This is a genomic window from Halorubrum sp. B53, assembly GCF_059752395.1.
In genome coordinates this window covers 246,558-263,018 of record NZ_MWTH01000016.1, presented here as the reverse complement: position 1 = coordinate 263,018, position 16,461 = coordinate 246,558, and the positions used below count along the sequence as shown (strand labels likewise).

The window sequence follows — 16,461 nt, the reverse complement described above, 5'->3', positions numbered from 1 at the left end:
CGCTTTTAAACGGACTCTCAGTCTCGGAACCGAGACGCCTCCGAGTCGGTGAGCCCGCCGAGCGTCTTCTGATGGACCCCGTCGAGCGTGTAGACGTCGGGGCGGTATCGGATCTCCTCGGTCACGCCGTGGACCTCCCTGAGCCGGCGTCGGACTCGGTCGACGTCGTCCCGATCGAAGTAGTTCGGCGTGAACACGAGCACGGCGTGCTCCGTCTCGCCGAACGCCTCGCAGCCCGCGCGAGTCGAGACCTTCGCGTCCCAGAACCGCTCGGCCGCGACGTCCTCGACGACCGCCTCCCAGACGTCGTCGACCGCCTCCGGCGGGCGCTCGATCAGCCACTTCCCGCTCAGGTAGGTCGTTTCGAGGGCGAGCCGGTCCGCGTCGGCGACGGTCTCGGTGTCGACCGGGAGCGCCCCGTCCCGATCCTCGTCGACCGCCGGGAGATCCGCTTCCGTCGTCGCCGCCGGCCGCGTCACGCCGTGGCTCGGGAAGTAGCCGTCGCGGGCGTTCCGCGGGAACCCGGTCACGTGTTTGACCCGGAGCCAGTGCCACCCCGCCTCGTCGATCTCGGTCGGCGCGCGGTCGGTGACCATGGCACCCGTTGCGTCCTCCCGGGAGAAAACGCTCCCGCCGCGAGGGAACGGAGTCGAGTCGGGCGCCCAGAGCGAGCCTCAGATACGTCGGAAATCGCCCAGTCGCGTCCCGTCCAGCAGGTACGCGTCGCCCGCCGGGAGCGCGTCGGGGAGGAACGGCGCGAGGAACGACTGCCCGTCGACGTTCATCCACGTCCCGCCGGAGCGCTCGTTGAACGCGGGGAAGATGACGAGTTCGGGCGGGTCTCCGGCGCCGATCGCGTCCGGATCCCCTCCCTCGACGAACGCTCCCGGGCCGATCCGTCCGCGGAGCCACGCGCGCTCGACTCGCGAGCCGCCGACCGGATCCTCCAGTCTCACCTGCGGGTGCTCGTGGCCCATGCACACCACGTCGGCGTCGAGGAGCGCCGGGTCCGGCCACGTGTGGCCGTGGCAGACGCCGATGCCGCCGGCCTCGGAGCTGCTGTCGTCGTCGCCCTCACCGCCGTCGAGCACGCCCCCACCGGTCCCGATCACGTCGAGATCGGCGGCGAACGCCTCGGCGACGCCGGCGTCGTGGTTCCCCTCGACGAGCGTCATCGGGACCCGGTCGGTCACCGCTCGGATCAGGGCCTTCAGCTCCTCGCGTTCCTCGCCCTCGGGCGCCGCGATACGGTGCGCGAGGTCGCCGAGAACGACGAGCCGGTCGGCGCCGGTCTCCGCGAGGAGGTCGCAGAGCCGCTCGCGGCGCTCGTCCGCTCGGTCGTCGAGCTCGACGCCGCGCTCGTAGCGGAGACCGACCTCGATGCCGGCGTGGACGTCGGCGACGAGCAGCGTGCGCTCACCGCCGAGGTCGGCCACCGCGGCCGGCTCGCCGACCACCGGCTCGACGCTCGGCGACGCGCCCGACGCCATCAGATCGGCTTGAGCACCCCGTCGCCGGGCTCGTAGCACTTCCCGCTCATCAGCGCGTCCTGGATCGCGTCCTCCACGTCGTCGTCGGCGACGCCGTGCTCGGCGACCACGCGGTCGACGACCGCCTCGCGGTCGGCGCCGTCGCCGTCGTCGAGCGCGCCCATCGCGTCGATGACGGCGCTTTCGAGGTCGACGTCGGCGGCCTCGTCGGGTGTTTCGTCCGCGCCGTCGTCGACGTCCGATCCGGCGGAGTCGTCGCTCGTGTCGACCGTCTCGGCAGCGTCGGCGTCGATGTCGGTAGCTGCCGCGTCCTCGGGCGTTTCCTGCAGCTCCTCTGGGTCCCGCACGTCGATGTCAGCCTCGCCGGGCTCGTCGACCTCCGAGCCGGTCGCGAAGTCGGTGCCGAACTCGGACTCGATCTCCTCGCGCTCCTCCTCGTCGAGCTCGTACATCTCGTCGGCCGCGGGGTCGATGTCGTCGGGGTCGACATCGTCGGGGTCGACATCGTCGGGCTCGGCCGAGACGACAGCGTCGTCGTCTCCCCCGGTGGCGTCGAGGGTTCCCTCGGAGGTGCCGATGTCGTCCGCTGCGTCGAGGTCGTCGCCGCCGGTCTCGAAGTCGCCGAGTCCGCCGTCTCCGTCGTCCGCTGCGGGCTCCCCGGCGCCGTCGACCGCGTCGCCCTCGGCAGTCTCGGTCGTTCCACCAGATTCGGAGTCGCCGCCGGCGTCGACCGCCGCGGCCGCCCCGGTGTCTGTCGTGGCCTCGGCGTCGGGATCCGCTGTCGCTCCGGTGTCTGCCGTGGCCTCGGCGTCGGGATCCGCAGTCGCTCCGGTGTCTGCCGTGGCCTCGGCGTCGGGATCCGCAGTCGCTCCGGTGTCTGCCGTGGCCTCGGTGTCAGTGTCTGCCGTGGCCTCGGTATCGTCGGCCGTTTCGGCCTCAGCACCGGCAGTCGCCTCGGTCTCGGAATCGGGGGCGGCTTCGACGCCGTCCCCCGGCGCCGCGGCTCCGGTCGGCGCCTCGATCGTTACGTCGGTCTCAGGGAGCGCGCCGATCGCCGCGTCGTCGCCCGCGTCGGGAGCGAGGTCGAGCGGGCGGACCTCGTCGCGGTCGCCGGCGATCAGCTCCAGCGCGTCGACGGCGAGCCGCCGGACCGCCTCGACGTACGCCGTCGAGGTGTCGTAGTGGGCGATCGCCTTCGGGACTCCCGCCGCCAGCGACGCGGGCGCGCCGCCCGACTCGAGGGCCGCGCGGAGCTCGTCGCCGCGGAGGTCCGAGTCGAGCGACTTCGCGAAGACGGCGAGGCGGTCGAGCGTCGCCTCCGCGGCGGAGACGACCCAGCGGTCGCGGGTGTCGGCGTCGACCTCGTTGAGGCTCTCGGGGCGGACGGAAGTGAACACGCGGTCGGAGTCCTCCGGCTCGAAGGTGCGCGCCTTCCCCGTGAGCGCGACGAACGACGGCGGGTCCGCGCGCTCTAAGAACGCCTGCGCCTCGGGCTGGTACTGGCCGGCGTAGGTGACGAAGGCGCCGGAGGGATCGACGACCCGGCCGCGGCGCGTCTCGTCGTTCACGCGCTCGACCTCGGTGAGCACACCGGCGACGAACAGCCGGTTCACGCGCGCGCCGGTCGGCGTGACGACGTAGTTCGGGGCGCGCTCCTCGTCGCTCTCGGAGTACGAGAGGGAGGCGTCGTCGAACTCGGCGGCGAACACGCGGTGGGCGACCTCGCGGGCGCCCGGCCCGTCGTCGCTCATTCGCCCACCTCCGCGAGCGCGGCGCGGGCGGCGTCGGCCGGATCGTCGTCCGCGAGCGCGAACTCGCTCGCGTCGAGGTTGGCGCCGTAGTCGTCGACCGAGAGGTTCCCGCGGACGCGGTACGCGCGCCCGACCAGCGAGTCGGCGATCTCCTCGGCGACGACCTCCTTGTCCATCGCCTCTTTCGCGGCGTCGAGGGCGTCGTCGAGCCCGCCGCCGTACACCTCGGCGGTGAGCTCGTCGTCGAGCACGACGGTGACGGTGTCGGTGCCGTCGTCCAGAATGGCCTTCACGCGGAGGTCGTCCTCGCCGTCGACGTCGCCGTGGCTCCGGCACTGGCCGTTCTGGACCACGCGGCCGCAGTCGGGACAGCGCTCGATGAGCCCGGAGCCGTCCCGGATCTCTAAGACGTTGCCGACGACCTCGACGTCGAACATCCCGCCCGAGGCGACCGCCTCGCCGATCGAGAGGCGGGGGGCGTCCTCGGCGACCTCGACGGGGTCGGGGAGCGGCGTGACCGCCGAGAACTCGGTGAGGTTGAGCGAGGGGACGCCGCGGAACTCGCGGACGTACACGTCCTCGATCCGGAGGTCGGCGCCCGGCTCCAACTCGGCGCGGGGCTGCCAGTCCGTGAAGGGCAGCTTGGCGGTCGCATCGCCGACGACGCCCTCCAGGATCTCCGTCTCGCCGTCCCGTCCGGAGATCGTCTTCTCGTCGACCTCCAGCACGCGGACCTCGACGTTGCGCCCGCGGTCGCCCGCGCTGATGTCGACGAGGTTCCGGTCGCCGCCCACTTCGCGGTCGACCTCGACCGGTTCGTCGGCGATGGCGACGGTGGTGGAGTCGTTGAGGTTGAGCTCGGGCTCGCCCTCCCACTCGCGGACGCCGGCGTTGCCGATCGTCAGCGAGTCGCCGGGCTCGAACCCGAAGTCCTGCCAGGCCGTGTAGGAGATGACGCCCGTCTCGTCGGCGATCTCCCCCTCGCGGATCGTGAGGTCATCGCCCTGGTACCGGATCGTCCGCGTTCCCTGCGTGAGCACTTTGACCGTGACCGTCACGCCGTCGTGGTCGGTGGTGATCTCGCCCACGTCGACGGCGTCTGGGGTCGGCGTCGAGCCGCCGCCACCGCCGCCGTGCTTCCGGCGGACGCTCTGTTTCGCCTCGTCGATCGGGACGCTGTACTCCAGTAGGTTCTCTAAGTCGGCTTTGACCTCCTCTTTGTCGACGCCGAGGTCGGAGGCGAGCTCCTCGGCATGGCTGTTGACGTCCATCGGAATCGACTTCGACGCGACCGCACAAAAGGATTCACCACCGGGGTGGTCGCGGCGCGCGCGGCGACGCGGCCGGTCCGCCGCTCCGCGACGGCCGGTAGTGCTAAACCGTCCCCGTCCGCAACGTGGGGCATGGACGAGATCGATGTCGACGCGCGCGTCACCGGGGAGCGAACCGTTATCGACGTCACCGGGACTCGAGACATCGCGGTCGTCGTTCGGTCCGCGGGCGGCGAGCGGATCTACCTCCCGCCGGAGGGGTTCGACGAGCCCGTCTCGGGGTCGCCGTACACCTCGCCGTATCAGGGCGGGAGCGGCGTCGACGGCGAGGAGAGCCCGTACGGCGGCGGCTCCGGCAGCACCCGCGGCGTGGTCGAGACGGCCGAAGGATTCCGGATCAGCCATCCCGAGACGGCGACCGAGTTCGACGTGTACCGCGCCGACGAGGAGTAGAACCGGGTACGCGGTCGGACCGAGCGTCGGCCTCTACGCGACGTCTTCGTACACTTCCAGCGTGTCCTCCGCCACGTCCAGCCACTCGCGGCGCTCATACTGCGGAGGTTCCTCGCGGTTGAGCGCCTCGATGAGCCCGTCGACGATCGACTCCGAGTCCACCTCGACCTCGACGAGGCAGCCCTCGGGGAGCACCTCGGCGACGCCCGCGGGGGTCGCGACGACCTGCGTCCCCGCCTCCAGCGCCTCCGTGATCGTGATCCCGAACGGCTCCGCGTACGAGGGCGAGACGAACGCGTCCGACGCGGCGTAGTAGTCGCCGAGCTCCGCCTCGGGGACGTAGCCGACGAACTCGACGCGGTCGTCGATGCCGAGGAGCTCGGCGAACCGCTTCAGCTGCTCGGTCTGGTGGCCCGACCCGCCGACGACGAGGGTGACGTCGCGGCCGCGGAGCTTCTTCATCGCGTACAGCAGGTGGGAGATTCCCTTCTGGTCGGTGTGTCTGCCGACGAAAAACAGCATCTCGCCGTCGATACCGAGGTCTTCGCGGACGTCTTTCCCGGAGAACTCCGGCGTCGAGAAGCCGTTGTAGACGACCCGGGAGTCGGCGTCGTACAGCTCCCTGATGTCGCCGCGGACGATCTCGCTGACGGCGATGTTCGTGTCGGCGGCGTTCGCGAGCCGGCGCTCGGTCTCGACCTCGCGTTTGGGCGGGTCGATGTTGCGGTCGCTCGCCAGCGAGTGGAACGACGAGACCCACGTCGCGTCCGACGCGCGGGCCGCCTGTCGCCCCGGCGCGTAGCCAAACCAGTCGTGCGTGTGGATCACGTCGTGGTCGGGCGCCAGCTCCGCGAATCGGTCGCTGAGTCGCTCGACGCGGGCGGCGACGTCGCCGTCGCCCGTCTCCACGGGTTCGAGCCCGGGCTCGTCGTCCGGCGCGAACTCCGCGGGCAACACGAGGGTGGCCTCCACCCCGAGGTCGTCGCGGAGCCCGGAGAACAGTTCGCCGACGTGGACGTCGAGCCCGCCGGTGATGTTCGGCGGGTATCCCCATCCCAGCATGAGTACGCTCGGTGGCATACCACCCCGTTTCTGGAGTTGGCACTTAGGTATGCCCCTCGTTCGGCCGGCCGAGCGGCTCGCGAGGGCGTGGGAGCGTATAAAAGGCGCTCGGCGGCTCCGGTCGAGCCCCGGTTCAGGCCGCCTGCACGGCGTCGCGCAGCGCGCCCGTCCGGTCGGTGATCGCCTCGGCGGCGTCCGCGAGCAGGTCGAGCGGGTCGTCGGACTCCGACTTCACCGTCAGCACCGGCTCCGTCTGGCCGCCGGACTGCTCGGGGTTCATGTCGTAGGTCGCGGCCGCGACGCCGTCCGTCTCCAGGAGGACGCCCTTCAGCACGTTCATGAACGTGTGGTCCTCGCCGGCGATCTCGATGCGGAGTTCCGTGTCGGTCTTCTCGATGACCCGCAGTTCCATACTCGTTCGGTCGGGCGAACGGCGTTTCAAGCTTTCGTCTCCCGGATATCGGGGGTTGCGGACGACCCGCACGCCACGGCAGCCTTTTTAAGCCGCGTGGACGCAGTCGGCCGCGTGGAGATCCGACGCCTCCCGCCCGTCGACGACGCCCTCCGCCGCTACGCGGCCGAGCTGTGGCTCCCCTATCACCGCGAGCTCGCCGAGCGGGTCGACGCGCACGCGCTCGCCGACTGGCCCGACGAGCGGTTCGTCGAGCGCAACGTCGCGTTCACCCGGACCCGGCTCGAGGAAGCGGGCGACCGCGGGTGGGTGGCAGCGACGGCTTCCGACGACGCCGATGTCGACCCCGCGACCGCGGCCATTACGCACCCCGACCTGGAGCTGACGGGCCTCCTGTTGACGAGCGTCGACGAGTGTCCCGACCCGTTCGACCGCCCGGACCGGCTCGTCGTCGGGGAGCTCTACGTGGCCGAGGCGCACCGCGGGAGCGGGCTCGCCGACCGGCTGATGGAGCGCGCGGAGCGCGACGCGCGAGAGCAGGGCTGCGGCCGGCTGCGGCTCGACGTCGACGTCGACAACGAGCGCGCGATGGCGTTCTACGAGAAACAGGGGTTCGAGCCGTATCGACGGCAGTTGACGCGATCAGTGGAGTGAGTGGCGTTTTATAAATAGCGTATCGCAGATGTGTCGGTGAAGGCCTCCAAAGCCCCACCCGCTCGGGTATACTTTGTTGACAACAGATCGGCGCTGAACACCTCCAAAGCCCCAGTCGGGAGGACGGCGCACGCTCGTTGCGCGCTTCGGTCGCTCGCGTTGCTCGCTCCCTCCAGTGCTTCCGTCGCCTGCGCCGTCCTCCCGACTGCCCCTTTGAGTCCCACCCCGCACAGCGCCGCCCCGCACCTCACGCCTCCCCAGCCTCGTCGGTCGCCCTCCGCGTTGCTCCGGGCGACCGACTCCCTCGCGCGCGCTCCTCGGCCGCGAGGCGGCCTCGGAGGCACGCGCCACCGCATTCGCACCGACTTCTTACGGTCTCTATTTATAAATAGAACCGTCGCGTCCGCTTCGCTCGCGGGAATTCACAGCGATGCCGCCGCTACGCGGCTGATAAACGGAAAAGTCGCGTCGGCGCGTTCGACGAGGCGTTACTCGTCGGCGTCGACGGCCACTTCGTCGGCGTCGACGTCGACGGCGGTCTCCTCTTCGGCGGCGACCTCGCGCGGACGCGCCTCGAGGGTCAGCTTCTGGACCTCGACGCGGCGCAGCGGGTAGATCAGCTTCGCCTCGCCGTAGATGGCCGAGGAGAGGTTCCCCTCGACGATGGCGTCGACGAACGCCTCGAAGGTGCGCTCCTCGGCGGCCGCGTGGACCTTGTCGATCATGACGCGGCGGATCGCCTTCTCCTGGGAGCGGTCGGCCTTCTTGGTCGTCAGCGCGACGGGCTGGACGCGGATGCGGTAGTCGTCCGTCGTCAGCACCGTGATCGACGCCTCGACCTTCGAGGCGCCGCGGCGGACGAGCGAGCGCAGGTAGTCCCGCGTGAGCTCGTACGTGATGAACTCGGTGTAGGCCGTGTCGCTGCCGACGTCGGTGATCTTGAAGGTCAGCTTGGTGTTGTTCGCGCCGGAGTCGCCGGTGAGTTCGCCGAGCGTCGTCGTGATCGTGCGGCCGACGACCTGGTCGGGCTCCTCGGCGAGCGTCTCGCCGAGCTCCTGCCGGTCGAACTGTTCGGGCGCCAGCACGGTGTACCAGCGCTTCTGTTCTCTGCTCTTGGATACGGATCGTTCGCTCATGTGTTGGTGGTGTCGCCGTTGGTGTCGGAGCGGCGCCCTCCGTCGTCGGCCGCGAGGTGCGCCCTCGCGCGCTCGACGATTCGGTCCGCGACGCGCAGGTTCACGACGTGGTCGTCCACGGTCGACCGCAGCCCGCCGGTCGTCGGCCGCTCGACGGCGCACTCGATCGCGTCGCCGTCGACGCGGGTGGCCATCGAGTCGGTCTCGTCCGGGGCGAGCGCGGCGGCGACGAGGGCGGCGTCGGCGTGAGTCGTCCGGACGGTCGCCGTCCGGGTCGCCCCGTCGCCCCGGGCGGACTCCCCGCTCGGAGCGGATTCCTCGCTCATAGCGCCTCCCTGAGCGCGGCGAGCGCGCCCGTGATGTCGCCGTCGGTCTCGTTCGTGCTAACCGCGATCCCGCCGCGCTCGGCGGTGCCCCAGCCGGTCGCGGTCGCGACCGACCGACAGGCGTCGCCGAGCCCGAGGGGCTCGACCGCCGCCGCGGCCAGCCGACCGGCCGACTCGTCGACCGCGATGGCGACCGGCTCGGGCGACCGGAAGTCGCGGACGAGCCGGGCGACGGTCGGGAGGACGGCGGCCGGTCGGCTGGCCGCGGCGTCGCCGTCGTCGGCGTCGCCCTCGTCCGGACGGTCGCCTCCCGCGATGTCGACGCGGGCGACGACGCAGCCGTCGTATCGGCCGGTCGTCGCGGCGTCGAGCGCGCGGTGCGCCGCCAGCCCGTGGGACCGCCACGCGTCGAGCGCGGCGGTCCGGAGGTCGTCGCTCGGGTCGGCGTCGAGCGCCAGCGCCACCCCCGTGCCGGGGGCCTCGCGGGCGAGCGCGTCGAGGATGTCGGCGTAGCCGCCGACCGTCTCGAACGGGCCGTCCGTCGCGTAGGGGCGGAGCGCGCGCTCGACCGCCGTGGCCGCTCGCGCGCTCGCGCCGTCCGCGTCGGCGACGTCGACGGCGACCAGCGACGCGAGGCGTCGGTGGGCGTCGTCGTCGAGGTCGGCCGGGAGCCCGAGCTCCGCCAGCGCGGCGCGCGCGGCCTCGGTGTCGCCGGAGTACGGCGTCCGGACGAGCGTCGAGGCCGCGAGCCCGTCCGCGAGGTCCGCGGTCGGGATCGCGACGCCGGGTCGCCGGCGGACGCGTTCCGACGCCTCGGCGGCGTCGAGCGCGTCGCCGGAGCCGTCCGTTCCGGGAACGGAGCCGGCCGCGACGACGCCCGCGAGGGCGACGACGGGGTCCGGCTCGACGCCGAGCGCGCGCGAGACCGCGAACGCGTCCGTGCTCGCCGGGCGTCCGGCGCCCGAAATCGCGTGCGGGCCGCGCGCGGCGCCGACGGTCACCGCGACGCCGTCGTCGGCGTCGTCGGGAACCGGGTCGGCGGCGACTCGGACCTGGAACGGCGTGCCGACGGCTCGCAGCGCTCGGGCGAGCAGCCCCGCGGCTGCCAGCGCGTCGCCGTCGTCGGTCGCGACGAGCCGGGCGAACGGCGCGTCTGCGAGGACGTCGGCGAGGGCGTCGGGGGCGGGCATGGCGGACGTCGCTTCGGTCATGTTGTGGCGTGTCGAGTGCGGTCGTGGGCGGTTCGCGGGTCGTGGATTGTTCGTCGTGTGTGTCGCGTGTCGCGTCGTCTTCGGTTGCGCGTCGTCTTCGGTTGCGCGTCTGTTCGTCGGTGTCGCTACTGACGTCGTCGCTACTCGTCGCCGACCAGTTCGGCGGCGCGCTCGTACGTGTACGTGAACTCTTCGTCGATTTCGTCGCCGCGGTAGTAGTTCGCGAGGCGGCGGATCTTCGACTCGGTGTTCTGAAGCGCGCGCTTGTTCTGGTGGTCCTGATCGTTCTCCGCCATGTGCTCGCGGAGGCGGACGGCGCGTTCCATCAGCTTGCGGAGGTCCTCGGGGTAGTCGTCGGCGGCGTCGTGCTCCTCGAGGATCTCGGTGAGCTTCTTGCCGGTCGCCAGCTTGACGTCGGGCACCGGAACGCCCTTGACGCCCTCGTCACGGAGCTTGAGGCCGATGACGCTGGGGTCGTGGCCCTGCTCCGCCAGTTCGACGACGCGGGACTCGATGTCCTCGGCGTCGACGTCGCTCCACTCCGGGTTCTCGTCCGTCGCCGGCTTGTCCGAACCGGACGAACCGCGACGGCGCGTGTGCATTCGTGCCATTATCTGAAATTGGAACGGCACAACCACAACGTGACCGCGACTCCGCGCGGCGCGGCTGTCGGCCGCTCGCGTCGAGCGGGTCCGAGGGGGCGGTCCGCGCGAGCGGATCGGCCCGAGCCGCGACGCCGGAGGCGTCGGTGCACTGCTACATTCCCAAGCCGCGGGCGAAAGAGGCCCCGGCGAGTCGGATCTGCAGCTGTGCTGTTCCCGTTCGTGCTGTCGCCGTCGGGGCTCTTAAGCGTGTTCTTGTGACTCGCGCCGCCTCCCGGCCGAAATCGATCGACTGTCGGACGGCCGACGCGAAAAACGAGGCTTTAGGTGGGTCGTCTGTCACCGCCTGCGTAGGAGAGACATATGACCGGCCCACCAGACGACGATTCGGCGGATCGAGTTGACGGCGAACGACCGGACGACGCCCCGCCCGAGAGCGACCGCGGGTCGCCCGGCGACCGGAGGCCCGTCGCCGACGGCGGATTCGGCGACGAGTCGGCGGAGCCGAACGAGCCCCGGATCAGCTTCTACGGCGGCAAGTGGGCGAGCACGGTACCGATCGCCTTCTTCATCCTCTGGGCGATCGTCCAGAGCGGTGTCCTCGGCATCGGCGACACGAACGGCCTCGTCATCGGCGCGCTCGTCGGGACCATCCTCGGGATGTTCCTCGTGCGCGGCGACTGGAAGACGTACGCCGACACCATCTTCGAGGGGATGACCCAGCGCGTCGCCGCGACCGCTATCGTGGCGTGGCTGTGGGCCGGCATGTTCGCCGAGACGCTGCAGGTCGGCGGCTTCGTCGAGGGGCTCATCTTCGCCGCCGACGCCCTGAGCGTCGGCGCGTCCACCTTCCCCGCGGCCGCGTTCGTCCTCTGCGGCCTGCTCGCGACCGGGATCGGGACTGGGTACGGCGCGACCGTCGCGTTCGTGACGCTGTTCTTCCCGGCCGGCGTCCTCATCGGCGCGAACCCGGTGCTGCTGTTCGCCGCGATCCTCTCGGGCGCCGTCTTCGGCGACAACCTCGCGCCCGTGAGCGACACCACGATCGTGAGCGCGGTGACGCAGGACGCCGACATCGGCGGCGTCGTCGCCTCGCGGTTCAAGTACGCGATCCTCGCTGCGGTGCCTGCCTTCGTCGCCTACCTGATCATGGGATCGGTCCTCTCGGGCGCGAGCTTGGAGGGCGCGGCCGCGCTTCGAGAAACGGCGACCGCGCCCGGGCTGGTCCACCTGATCTCGATGGGCGTCGTCATCGCGACGGCGGTCGCGGGCCGCCACATCGTCGAGGCTATCTCGTGGGGGCTCATCGTCGCCGTCGCGTTCAACCTCGCCTTCGGGCTCTCGTCGGTCGCCGACATCCTCGTGTTCACGACCACCGACCCCACCCCCGCGACCGCGCTCCCGTTCGTGCAGGTCGGCGAGACCGCGGGCGTGGGCGGGAGCCTCTACTCCGGGGCGATCGGCTTCTTCCCGCTCATCGTGTTGACCCTGCTGATCGTGGCGATGGCGCAGATCATGATCCGCGGCGGCGGCTTTGCGGCGATCCAGGAGTTCCTGCTCGACTCCGTCGCGACCAACGTCCGTCGCGCGGAGCTGACGATGGTCCTCGGCACGGCGACGATCAACGGGATGATCACGATCAACACGGCCGCCGAGATCGCGATCGCGCCGTACATCGCGCGCATCGGCGAGAAGTTCAACATCAACGGCTACCGGCGCGCGAACATCCTCGACGCCAACACCTCGGCGCTCGGGTACATCTTCCCGTGGGCCGGCGGCGTCCTCGTCGGCTATCAGGTGATGGTCGGACCGGGCGGGCTCGGCGAGCAGTACGGCCCCGAGATGGTCGTCAACCCGGTCGAAGTCGTGCCGTACGTCTTCCACGGCTGGTTCCTCGTGATCGTCTTCCTGCTGGCCGCGATCACCGGCTTCGGGCGGGAGTACATCCCCGACCGGATCTCCGAGGAGGTGTCGCGCGCATGAGCCGCTTCGAGAAGTTCCTCGCCGGCTGGTCGCTCCGGAGTTCGACCCCGAGCTACGAGCCCGGCGACGTGATCGAGGTGATGGTCACCGGCGACGCGGGCGGCGAGACGGTCGCCCGCATCGGTGACTCGACGCTCCGAATCGAAGGCGCTCCCGACGACGCCCTGAACACCCGCGTCCGCGTCGCGGTCGAGACGTGGGACGAGACGGCCCACCGCGGCACCGGGACCTACCGGGAGACGGTCGGCGAGAGCGCGTTCTGAACGAGTCGGCGAGAGTGCGCTGTTGGACTCTTTTGCCGGAAATCGGTTCGTTTGTTTATAAATGACCTCGCTCGGATCGGCGGTGATCGCCTGCATACGCCCAGCCGCTCGGCTATACGTCGCTGACGACTGATCGACGGCGAACTCCTCCAAAGCCCCAGCTGCGAGGCGGGCGCACGCTCGTTGCGCTCCTCGGTCGCTCGCGTTCTCGCTCCCTGTGGTGCTTACGTCGCCTGCGCCCGCCTCGCAGCTGCCCCTTTGAGTCCCACCCGCAACCGCACCTCACGCCTCCCCAGCCTCGTCGGTGGTCCTCCGCTTCGCTCCGGACCACCGACTCCCTCGCGGGCTCCTCGCGACCGCCGAGGGCGGCCGCTCGGAGGCGCGCCGCCGCGCTGGGTTTTAACCACCACGTCGCCGGCGCCGGAGACACGCGCGGCGCTCGGACTGACGGCGTCGGCGGACCGGGGCGCTTTTTAAGACGACTACCGAAACGGGAGGCGTGCTATCGGTCGAGCTCCACGCGCATTCCGCGCTGTCCTACGACGGGCGCGACCCGATCGACCTGCTCTTGGAGCAGGCGGCGGCGGTCGGGTTGGATGCGCTCGCCGTCACGGACCACGACGAGATCGACGCCAGCCTCGAGGCGGCCGAGAAGGCCCCCGACTACGGGCTCGTCGGCATCGTCGGCATGGAGGTGACCTGCGCGGTCGGCCACGTGCTCGCGTTCGGCATCGACGAGCGCGTCGAGAGCGGGCTCCCCTTCGACGAGACGCTCGACCGGATCCGCGACCAGGGCGGGATCGCGGTCGTCCCCCACCCCTTCCAGAAGTCCCGCCACGGCGTCGCCGCCCACATCACCGACGAGCAGCTCGCGGGCGCGGACGCCCTCGAGGTGTACAACTCCCGGCTGTTCACGGGGCGCTCGAACCGACAGGCGGAGAAGTTCGCGCTCCGGAACCGAATCCCGATGACCGCCGGCAGCGACGCCCACATCTCGGAGATGGTCGGGCAGGCCGTGACCGAGGTCGACGCCGACGAGCCCACGGCGGACGCGATCCTCTCCGCGATCCGCGACGGCCGGACCAGCGTCGTCGGGAAGCGGACCCCGTGGCGCGTCTCGCTCCGCCAGTTCGGCGGCGGCGCCAAGCGCCGCGCGCTCCGCGCGCTCAACGCGCTCCGCTGACCACGATGGCCGGCTCCTCGCCCACCGACCTGCGCGGGGCGCCTCCCGCCCGCGTCCGCGACGCCCTCAGCGACGGCGATCCCCTCCCCGGCGGGCGCGGATTCGCGGGGCTGCTCGCCGACCCGCCCGCCCGCGACGGACCGGTCCTCGTTCGCGACGCGCTCGGCCGCCAGCCGCTGTTCGCCGAGCGCGAGGCGATCGACTCGGCGACCGGCGGCGACTCGGCCGCCGCAAGCGGTCGCGCACCGATCGATCCGGGCGCGTGGGGCTTCGACCGGACCGCCCTCGACGACCCGGTTCCGGTCCCGGCGGGAAGCGTCGCGTCCGCCGCCGGGGTCGACCGCGTCTGGACCCTTCCCGACGGACCGCCGGCCGAGCCGGAGGCCGCGCAGGCGGCGGTCGACGCCGCGGTCGACGCCGCGCTCGGCGGGCTCGCGGAGGAGTCCGGCGGCCTCGGGAGATCCGGGGGGTCCGGCCGGCTCGCGGTCGCCTTCTCCGGCGGCGTCGACTCCGGACTCGTCGCGGCCGGCGACCCGGACGCGCCCTGCTACGTCGCCGGCTTCGAGGGGTGTCACGACGTCGCGGCCGCCCGCGAGGCGGCCGCGGCGATGGACCGCGACCTGCGCGTCGTCGAGATCACCCACGGCGAGCTGCTGCGCGCGGTCCGCGAGGTCGCCGACGCGACGGAGCGGCGCAACCCGATGGACCTCGCGATCGCGGTGCCGCTGTACCTCGCGGGCGAGGCGGCCGCCGCCGACGGGATCGACCGGCTCGCAGTCGGACAGGGCGCCGACGAGCTGTTCGGCGGGTACAGCAAGGTCGTCGATCCCGCGACCGACGACCGGGTCGCGGCCGACACCGTGCGGGGCGCCCGGACCGAGACCGTCCGGACGCTCCCCGACCAGCTCGAACGCGACGTGCTCGCGCTCCGCGCGGCCGGGGTCGAGCCGGTCGCGCCGCTGCTCGACGACCGGGTCGTCGCGGCCGCGCTCGCGCTGCCGGGTGAGCTGCTCGCGAGCGACGGGGAGCGGAAGGTCGCGCTCCGGCGGGCGGCGGCCGGGCGCGTGCCGGAGTCGGTCCGGACGGCCGACAAGAAAGCGGTCCAGTACGGCACCTACGTCTCCCGCGAGCTCGACCGGCTCGCGCGGCAAGCCGGGTTCAAGCGGCGCATGGACGACCACGTCGGGCGGTACATCGAGGACCTGTTGACGACCGACTGACGCAACCCCCGTCCTCACCGGTCGGCTCTCGCCGCCGGCGCCGCCGCTGCGCGCTCGACGCGTTTCGACGAGAAACGGCCCGTGAGGGCCGCTGCTGACCAAGCCGCCGTATGGAGTACCAGTCCTACGGCCGACGCCCGATCGTTCGGGCGTCCGGTGACGAAAAGCGGGGACCGGTATAAAATTCGGGGAGTAGTGACAAATATGACTGTCGCAGTCGGGCTATTGCTGACGATCAGGCACCGAACTGGCGTATTCGATCTCGATACACCGATCCGCGGGCCGGAGGCGGGAGGAAACCGCACGCGCATCCGACTAGTTGATCGACGTGCGGTCGAAACGGCGCCCGTGGTCGACGCGCGGTCGAAACGGCGCATCCGCGCCTCGCAGGCCGACCGATCACCGAACGAGGTACGGGTCGCTGCCCGCGATGAAGCGCCCGAGGTCGCTCTCGCGACGGAAGTCGGTCGACCGCAGCTCCCGAAGGCCGTCGACGAGCCGGTCGGCGTCACCCGCCTCCCACTCGGCCGGGTCCTTGATCGGGAGGACGAGCCACCCGGAGCCGAGGATCTCCTCGCCGTGGAGCGCGTCCATGTCGACCTCGGTCTTCCACGCCCGCGCCGTGTACTGTTCGAGGACGTGCTCGGTCGCCCGGGCGCCGACCGGCAGGAGAACGTGCGCGGCGATCGCGCGCAGCTCCGCGTCGAAGAACCGCTCCATGTCGTCGTACGACGCCGCGGTCGGGTCGCCGTCTGGCACACACATGTGGAGGTACGAAAAGTACGTGCGCTCGGTGCGGATCGGCTCGGCGACGGGGTCGCCCTCACCGCCTCCGTCGCTCGCCGCGGCAGTCTCGTCGCTCGTCGCCGCCGTGGTCTCGCCGGTCGCCGCCGTCCCGTCCGGCGCCGTCCCCTCGGCGACCCCCGCGATCAGTCCTCCCTCGGCCAGCGCCGAGAGGAACGCGGGTGACCACGGTTCGCCGGTGAACGGGACGCCCGCCTCGACGCCGCCGTGGACGCCGGGGTGGTCGCCGACGACGTGGAAGTCGGCGTTGGCGTCGCCGTAGCCGGGGACGAACGACCGGCAGTCCGGCCGCATCCCGAAGGGGTTGCGCGTCCGGTCCGTAACGTTCTGCACGTCTCACCGTACGCGACGCTCCGGATAAATCCCGTTCGGTCTGCGGTCGGAGGCGGCCCCGCGTCGCCGTCCCGAACCCCCTCACGTGGACCGCCGCGGCGCCCCGATGCGAGGCGCACGAGGCGCGAAGGCTACGCATAACTTATGGAAACGAGCGGGGTTCACACCCCCGTGGATATCCCGATCGTGACAGCCCCCCGATTATATTTCATAATCGTTAATCTACGACTCGAAATCGCATGACAGCGTCGGGGTACTCGAAACCCGCCCCCCGGAAAGTATTTATATACACCTCCGTTCCGGTCGT

General features: G+C 71.4%; 17 protein-coding genes. 6 read left to right on the top strand and 11 right to left on the bottom strand.

The window, feature by feature from the left end:
* Nucleotides 1-17 precede the first annotated feature (17 nt).
* From B4V06_RS17785 to B4V06_RS17770, 4 genes are all read right to left on the bottom strand, one after another.
* Nucleotides 18-596 (bottom strand): putative phosphothreonine lyase domain-containing protein, encoded by a 579-nt coding sequence (locus B4V06_RS17785; protein ID WP_498170874.1) that lies wholly within the window; start codon nt 594-596, stop codon nt 18-20.
* A 78-nt stretch (nt 597-674) separates the two neighbouring features.
* Complete coding sequence (locus B4V06_RS17780) at nt 675-1,490, bottom strand: metallophosphoesterase (protein WP_498170872.1); 816 nt, start codon at nt 1,488-1,490, stop codon at nt 675-677.
* Nucleotides 1,490-3,241: a hypothetical protein gene (locus tag B4V06_RS17775; protein WP_498170870.1), complete on the bottom strand. Its 1,752-nt coding sequence runs from the start codon at nt 3,239-3,241 to the stop codon at nt 1,490-1,492. The genes B4V06_RS17780 and B4V06_RS17775 overlap by 1 nt, the downstream gene beginning before the upstream one ends.
* On the bottom strand, nt 3,238-4,512 hold the full coding sequence (locus tag B4V06_RS17770) for a Single-stranded DNA binding protein (RefSeq protein WP_123114228.1): 1,275 nt from the start codon (nt 4,510-4,512) through the stop codon (nt 3,238-3,240). Before B4V06_RS17770 ends, B4V06_RS17775 begins: the two co-directional genes overlap by 4 nt.
* Nucleotides 4,513-4,644: 132 nt before the next feature.
* Here B4V06_RS17770 and B4V06_RS17765 point away from each other — a divergent pair, with 132 nt between their 5' ends.
* On the top strand, nt 4,645-4,965 hold the full coding sequence (locus tag B4V06_RS17765; RefSeq protein ID WP_123114229.1) for a DUF7510 family protein: 321 nt from the start codon (nt 4,645-4,647) through the stop codon (nt 4,963-4,965).
* A gap of 33 nt (nt 4,966-4,998) precedes the next feature.
* On the opposite strand, the gene B4V06_RS17760 is transcribed toward B4V06_RS17765, so the two are convergent.
* Together B4V06_RS17760 and B4V06_RS17755 are read right to left on the bottom strand one after the other, a co-directional pair.
* Nucleotides 4,999-6,027 (bottom strand): glycosyltransferase family 4 protein, encoded by a 1,029-nt coding sequence (locus B4V06_RS17760; RefSeq protein WP_498171076.1) that lies wholly within the window; start codon nt 6,025-6,027, stop codon nt 4,999-5,001.
* 133 nt (nt 6,028-6,160) lie between these two features.
* Entirely contained in the window at nt 6,161-6,439 is a 279-nt protein-coding gene (locus B4V06_RS17755) for a DNA-directed RNA polymerase subunit L (protein ID WP_123114231.1), read from the bottom strand.
* A gap of 114 nt (nt 6,440-6,553) precedes the next feature.
* Between B4V06_RS17755 and B4V06_RS17750 the strand changes: the two genes are divergently transcribed.
* A complete protein-coding gene (locus B4V06_RS17750; protein WP_498170865.1) occupies nt 6,554-7,093 on the top strand; it encodes a GNAT family N-acetyltransferase in 540 nt (179 codons plus the stop codon).
* Nucleotides 7,094-7,581: 488 nt separating this feature from the next.
* Here B4V06_RS17750 and B4V06_RS17745 read toward each other — a convergent pair whose 3' ends face one another.
* The 4 genes from B4V06_RS17745 to B4V06_RS17730 form a co-directional block, all read right to left on the bottom strand.
* Nucleotides 7,582-8,229, bottom strand: coding sequence for a 30S ribosomal protein S3ae (locus B4V06_RS17745; RefSeq protein ID WP_123114233.1), 648 nt, complete (start codon nt 8,227-8,229; stop codon nt 7,582-7,584).
* Entirely contained in the window at nt 8,226-8,555 is a 330-nt protein-coding gene (locus tag B4V06_RS17740; RefSeq protein ID WP_498170862.1) for a KEOPS complex subunit Pcc1, read from the bottom strand. Before B4V06_RS17740 ends, B4V06_RS17745 begins: the two co-directional genes overlap by 4 nt.
* Nucleotides 8,552-9,766 (bottom strand): exonuclease RecJ, encoded by a 1,215-nt coding sequence (locus B4V06_RS17735; protein WP_498170860.1) that lies wholly within the window; start codon nt 9,764-9,766, stop codon nt 8,552-8,554. The genes B4V06_RS17740 and B4V06_RS17735 overlap by 4 nt, the downstream gene beginning before the upstream one ends.
* Before the next feature lie 140 nt (nt 9,767-9,906).
* On the bottom strand, nt 9,907-10,377 hold the full coding sequence (locus tag B4V06_RS17730) for a 30S ribosomal protein S15 (RefSeq protein WP_123114236.1): 471 nt from the start codon (nt 10,375-10,377) through the stop codon (nt 9,907-9,909).
* 354 nt (nt 10,378-10,731) lie between these two features.
* Here B4V06_RS17730 and B4V06_RS17725 point away from each other — a divergent pair, with 354 nt between their 5' ends.
* The 4 genes from B4V06_RS17725 to B4V06_RS17710 all read left to right on the top strand — a co-directional run bounded on the left by B4V06_RS17725 (nt 10,732) and on the right by B4V06_RS17710 (nt 15,017).
* Nucleotides 10,732-12,351, top strand: a complete 1,620-nt coding sequence (locus B4V06_RS17725) for a Na+/H+ antiporter NhaC family protein (RefSeq protein WP_123114237.1) — start codon at nt 10,732-10,734, stop codon at nt 12,349-12,351.
* Nucleotides 12,348-12,614 carry a DUF7513 family protein gene (locus tag B4V06_RS17720; protein WP_123114238.1) on the top strand — a complete coding sequence of 89 codons (267 nt, stop codon included), beginning with the start codon at nt 12,348-12,350 and terminating at the stop codon, nt 12,612-12,614. Before B4V06_RS17725 ends, B4V06_RS17720 begins: the two co-directional genes overlap by 4 nt.
* Before the next feature lie 499 nt (nt 12,615-13,113).
* Entirely contained in the window at nt 13,114-13,797 is a 684-nt protein-coding gene (locus B4V06_RS17715; protein WP_123114239.1) for a PHP domain-containing protein, read from the top strand.
* Between the two features lie 5 nt (nt 13,798-13,802).
* Nucleotides 13,803-15,017: an asparagine synthase C-terminal domain-containing protein gene (locus tag B4V06_RS17710; protein ID WP_498170856.1), complete on the top strand. Its 1,215-nt coding sequence runs from the start codon at nt 13,803-13,805 to the stop codon at nt 15,015-15,017.
* 399 nt (nt 15,018-15,416) lie between these two features.
* On the opposite strand, the gene B4V06_RS17705 is transcribed toward B4V06_RS17710, so the two are convergent.
* Complete coding sequence (locus tag B4V06_RS17705) at nt 15,417-16,154, bottom strand: uracil-DNA glycosylase family protein (RefSeq protein ID WP_123114241.1); 738 nt, start codon at nt 16,152-16,154, stop codon at nt 15,417-15,419.
* Nucleotides 16,155-16,461 lie beyond the last annotated feature (307 nt).

Coding starts and splice junctions, on each gene's coding strand:
- B4V06_RS17785 (WP_498170874.1), bottom strand. CDS start 596: ATGGTCACCGACCGCGCGCCGACCGAGATCGACGAGGCGGGGTGGCAC.
- B4V06_RS17780 (WP_498170872.1), bottom strand. CDS start 1,490: ATGGCGTCGGGCGCGTCGCCGAGCGTCGAGCCGGTGGTCGGCGAGCCG.
- B4V06_RS17775 (WP_498170870.1), bottom strand. CDS start 3,241: ATGAGCGACGACGGGCCGGGCGCCCGCGAGGTCGCCCACCGCGTGTTC.
- B4V06_RS17770 (WP_123114228.1), bottom strand. CDS start 4,512: ATGGACGTCAACAGCCATGCCGAGGAGCTCGCCTCCGACCTCGGCGTC.
- B4V06_RS17765 (WP_123114229.1), top strand. CDS start 4,645: ATGGACGAGATCGATGTCGACGCGCGCGTCACCGGGGAGCGAACCGTT.
- B4V06_RS17760 (WP_498171076.1), bottom strand. CDS start 6,027: ATGCTGGGATGGGGATACCCGCCGAACATCACCGGCGGGCTCGACGTC.
- B4V06_RS17755 (WP_123114231.1), bottom strand. CDS start 6,439: ATGGAACTGCGGGTCATCGAGAAGACCGACACGGAACTCCGCATCGAG.
- B4V06_RS17745 (WP_123114233.1), bottom strand. CDS start 8,229: ATGAGCGAACGATCCGTATCCAAGAGCAGAGAACAGAAGCGCTGGTAC.
- B4V06_RS17740 (WP_498170862.1), bottom strand. CDS start 8,555: ATGAGCGAGGAATCCGCTCCGAGCGGGGAGTCCGCCCGGGGCGACGGG.
- B4V06_RS17735 (WP_498170860.1), bottom strand. CDS start 9,766: ATGACCGAAGCGACGTCCGCCATGCCCGCCCCCGACGCCCTCGCCGAC.
- B4V06_RS17730 (WP_123114236.1), bottom strand. CDS start 10,377: ATGGCACGAATGCACACGCGCCGTCGCGGTTCGTCCGGTTCGGACAAG.
- B4V06_RS17725 (WP_123114237.1), top strand. CDS start 10,732: ATGACCGGCCCACCAGACGACGATTCGGCGGATCGAGTTGACGGCGAA.
- B4V06_RS17720 (WP_123114238.1), top strand. CDS start 12,348: ATGAGCCGCTTCGAGAAGTTCCTCGCCGGCTGGTCGCTCCGGAGTTCG.
- B4V06_RS17710 (WP_498170856.1), top strand. CDS start 13,803: ATGGCCGGCTCCTCGCCCACCGACCTGCGCGGGGCGCCTCCCGCCCGC.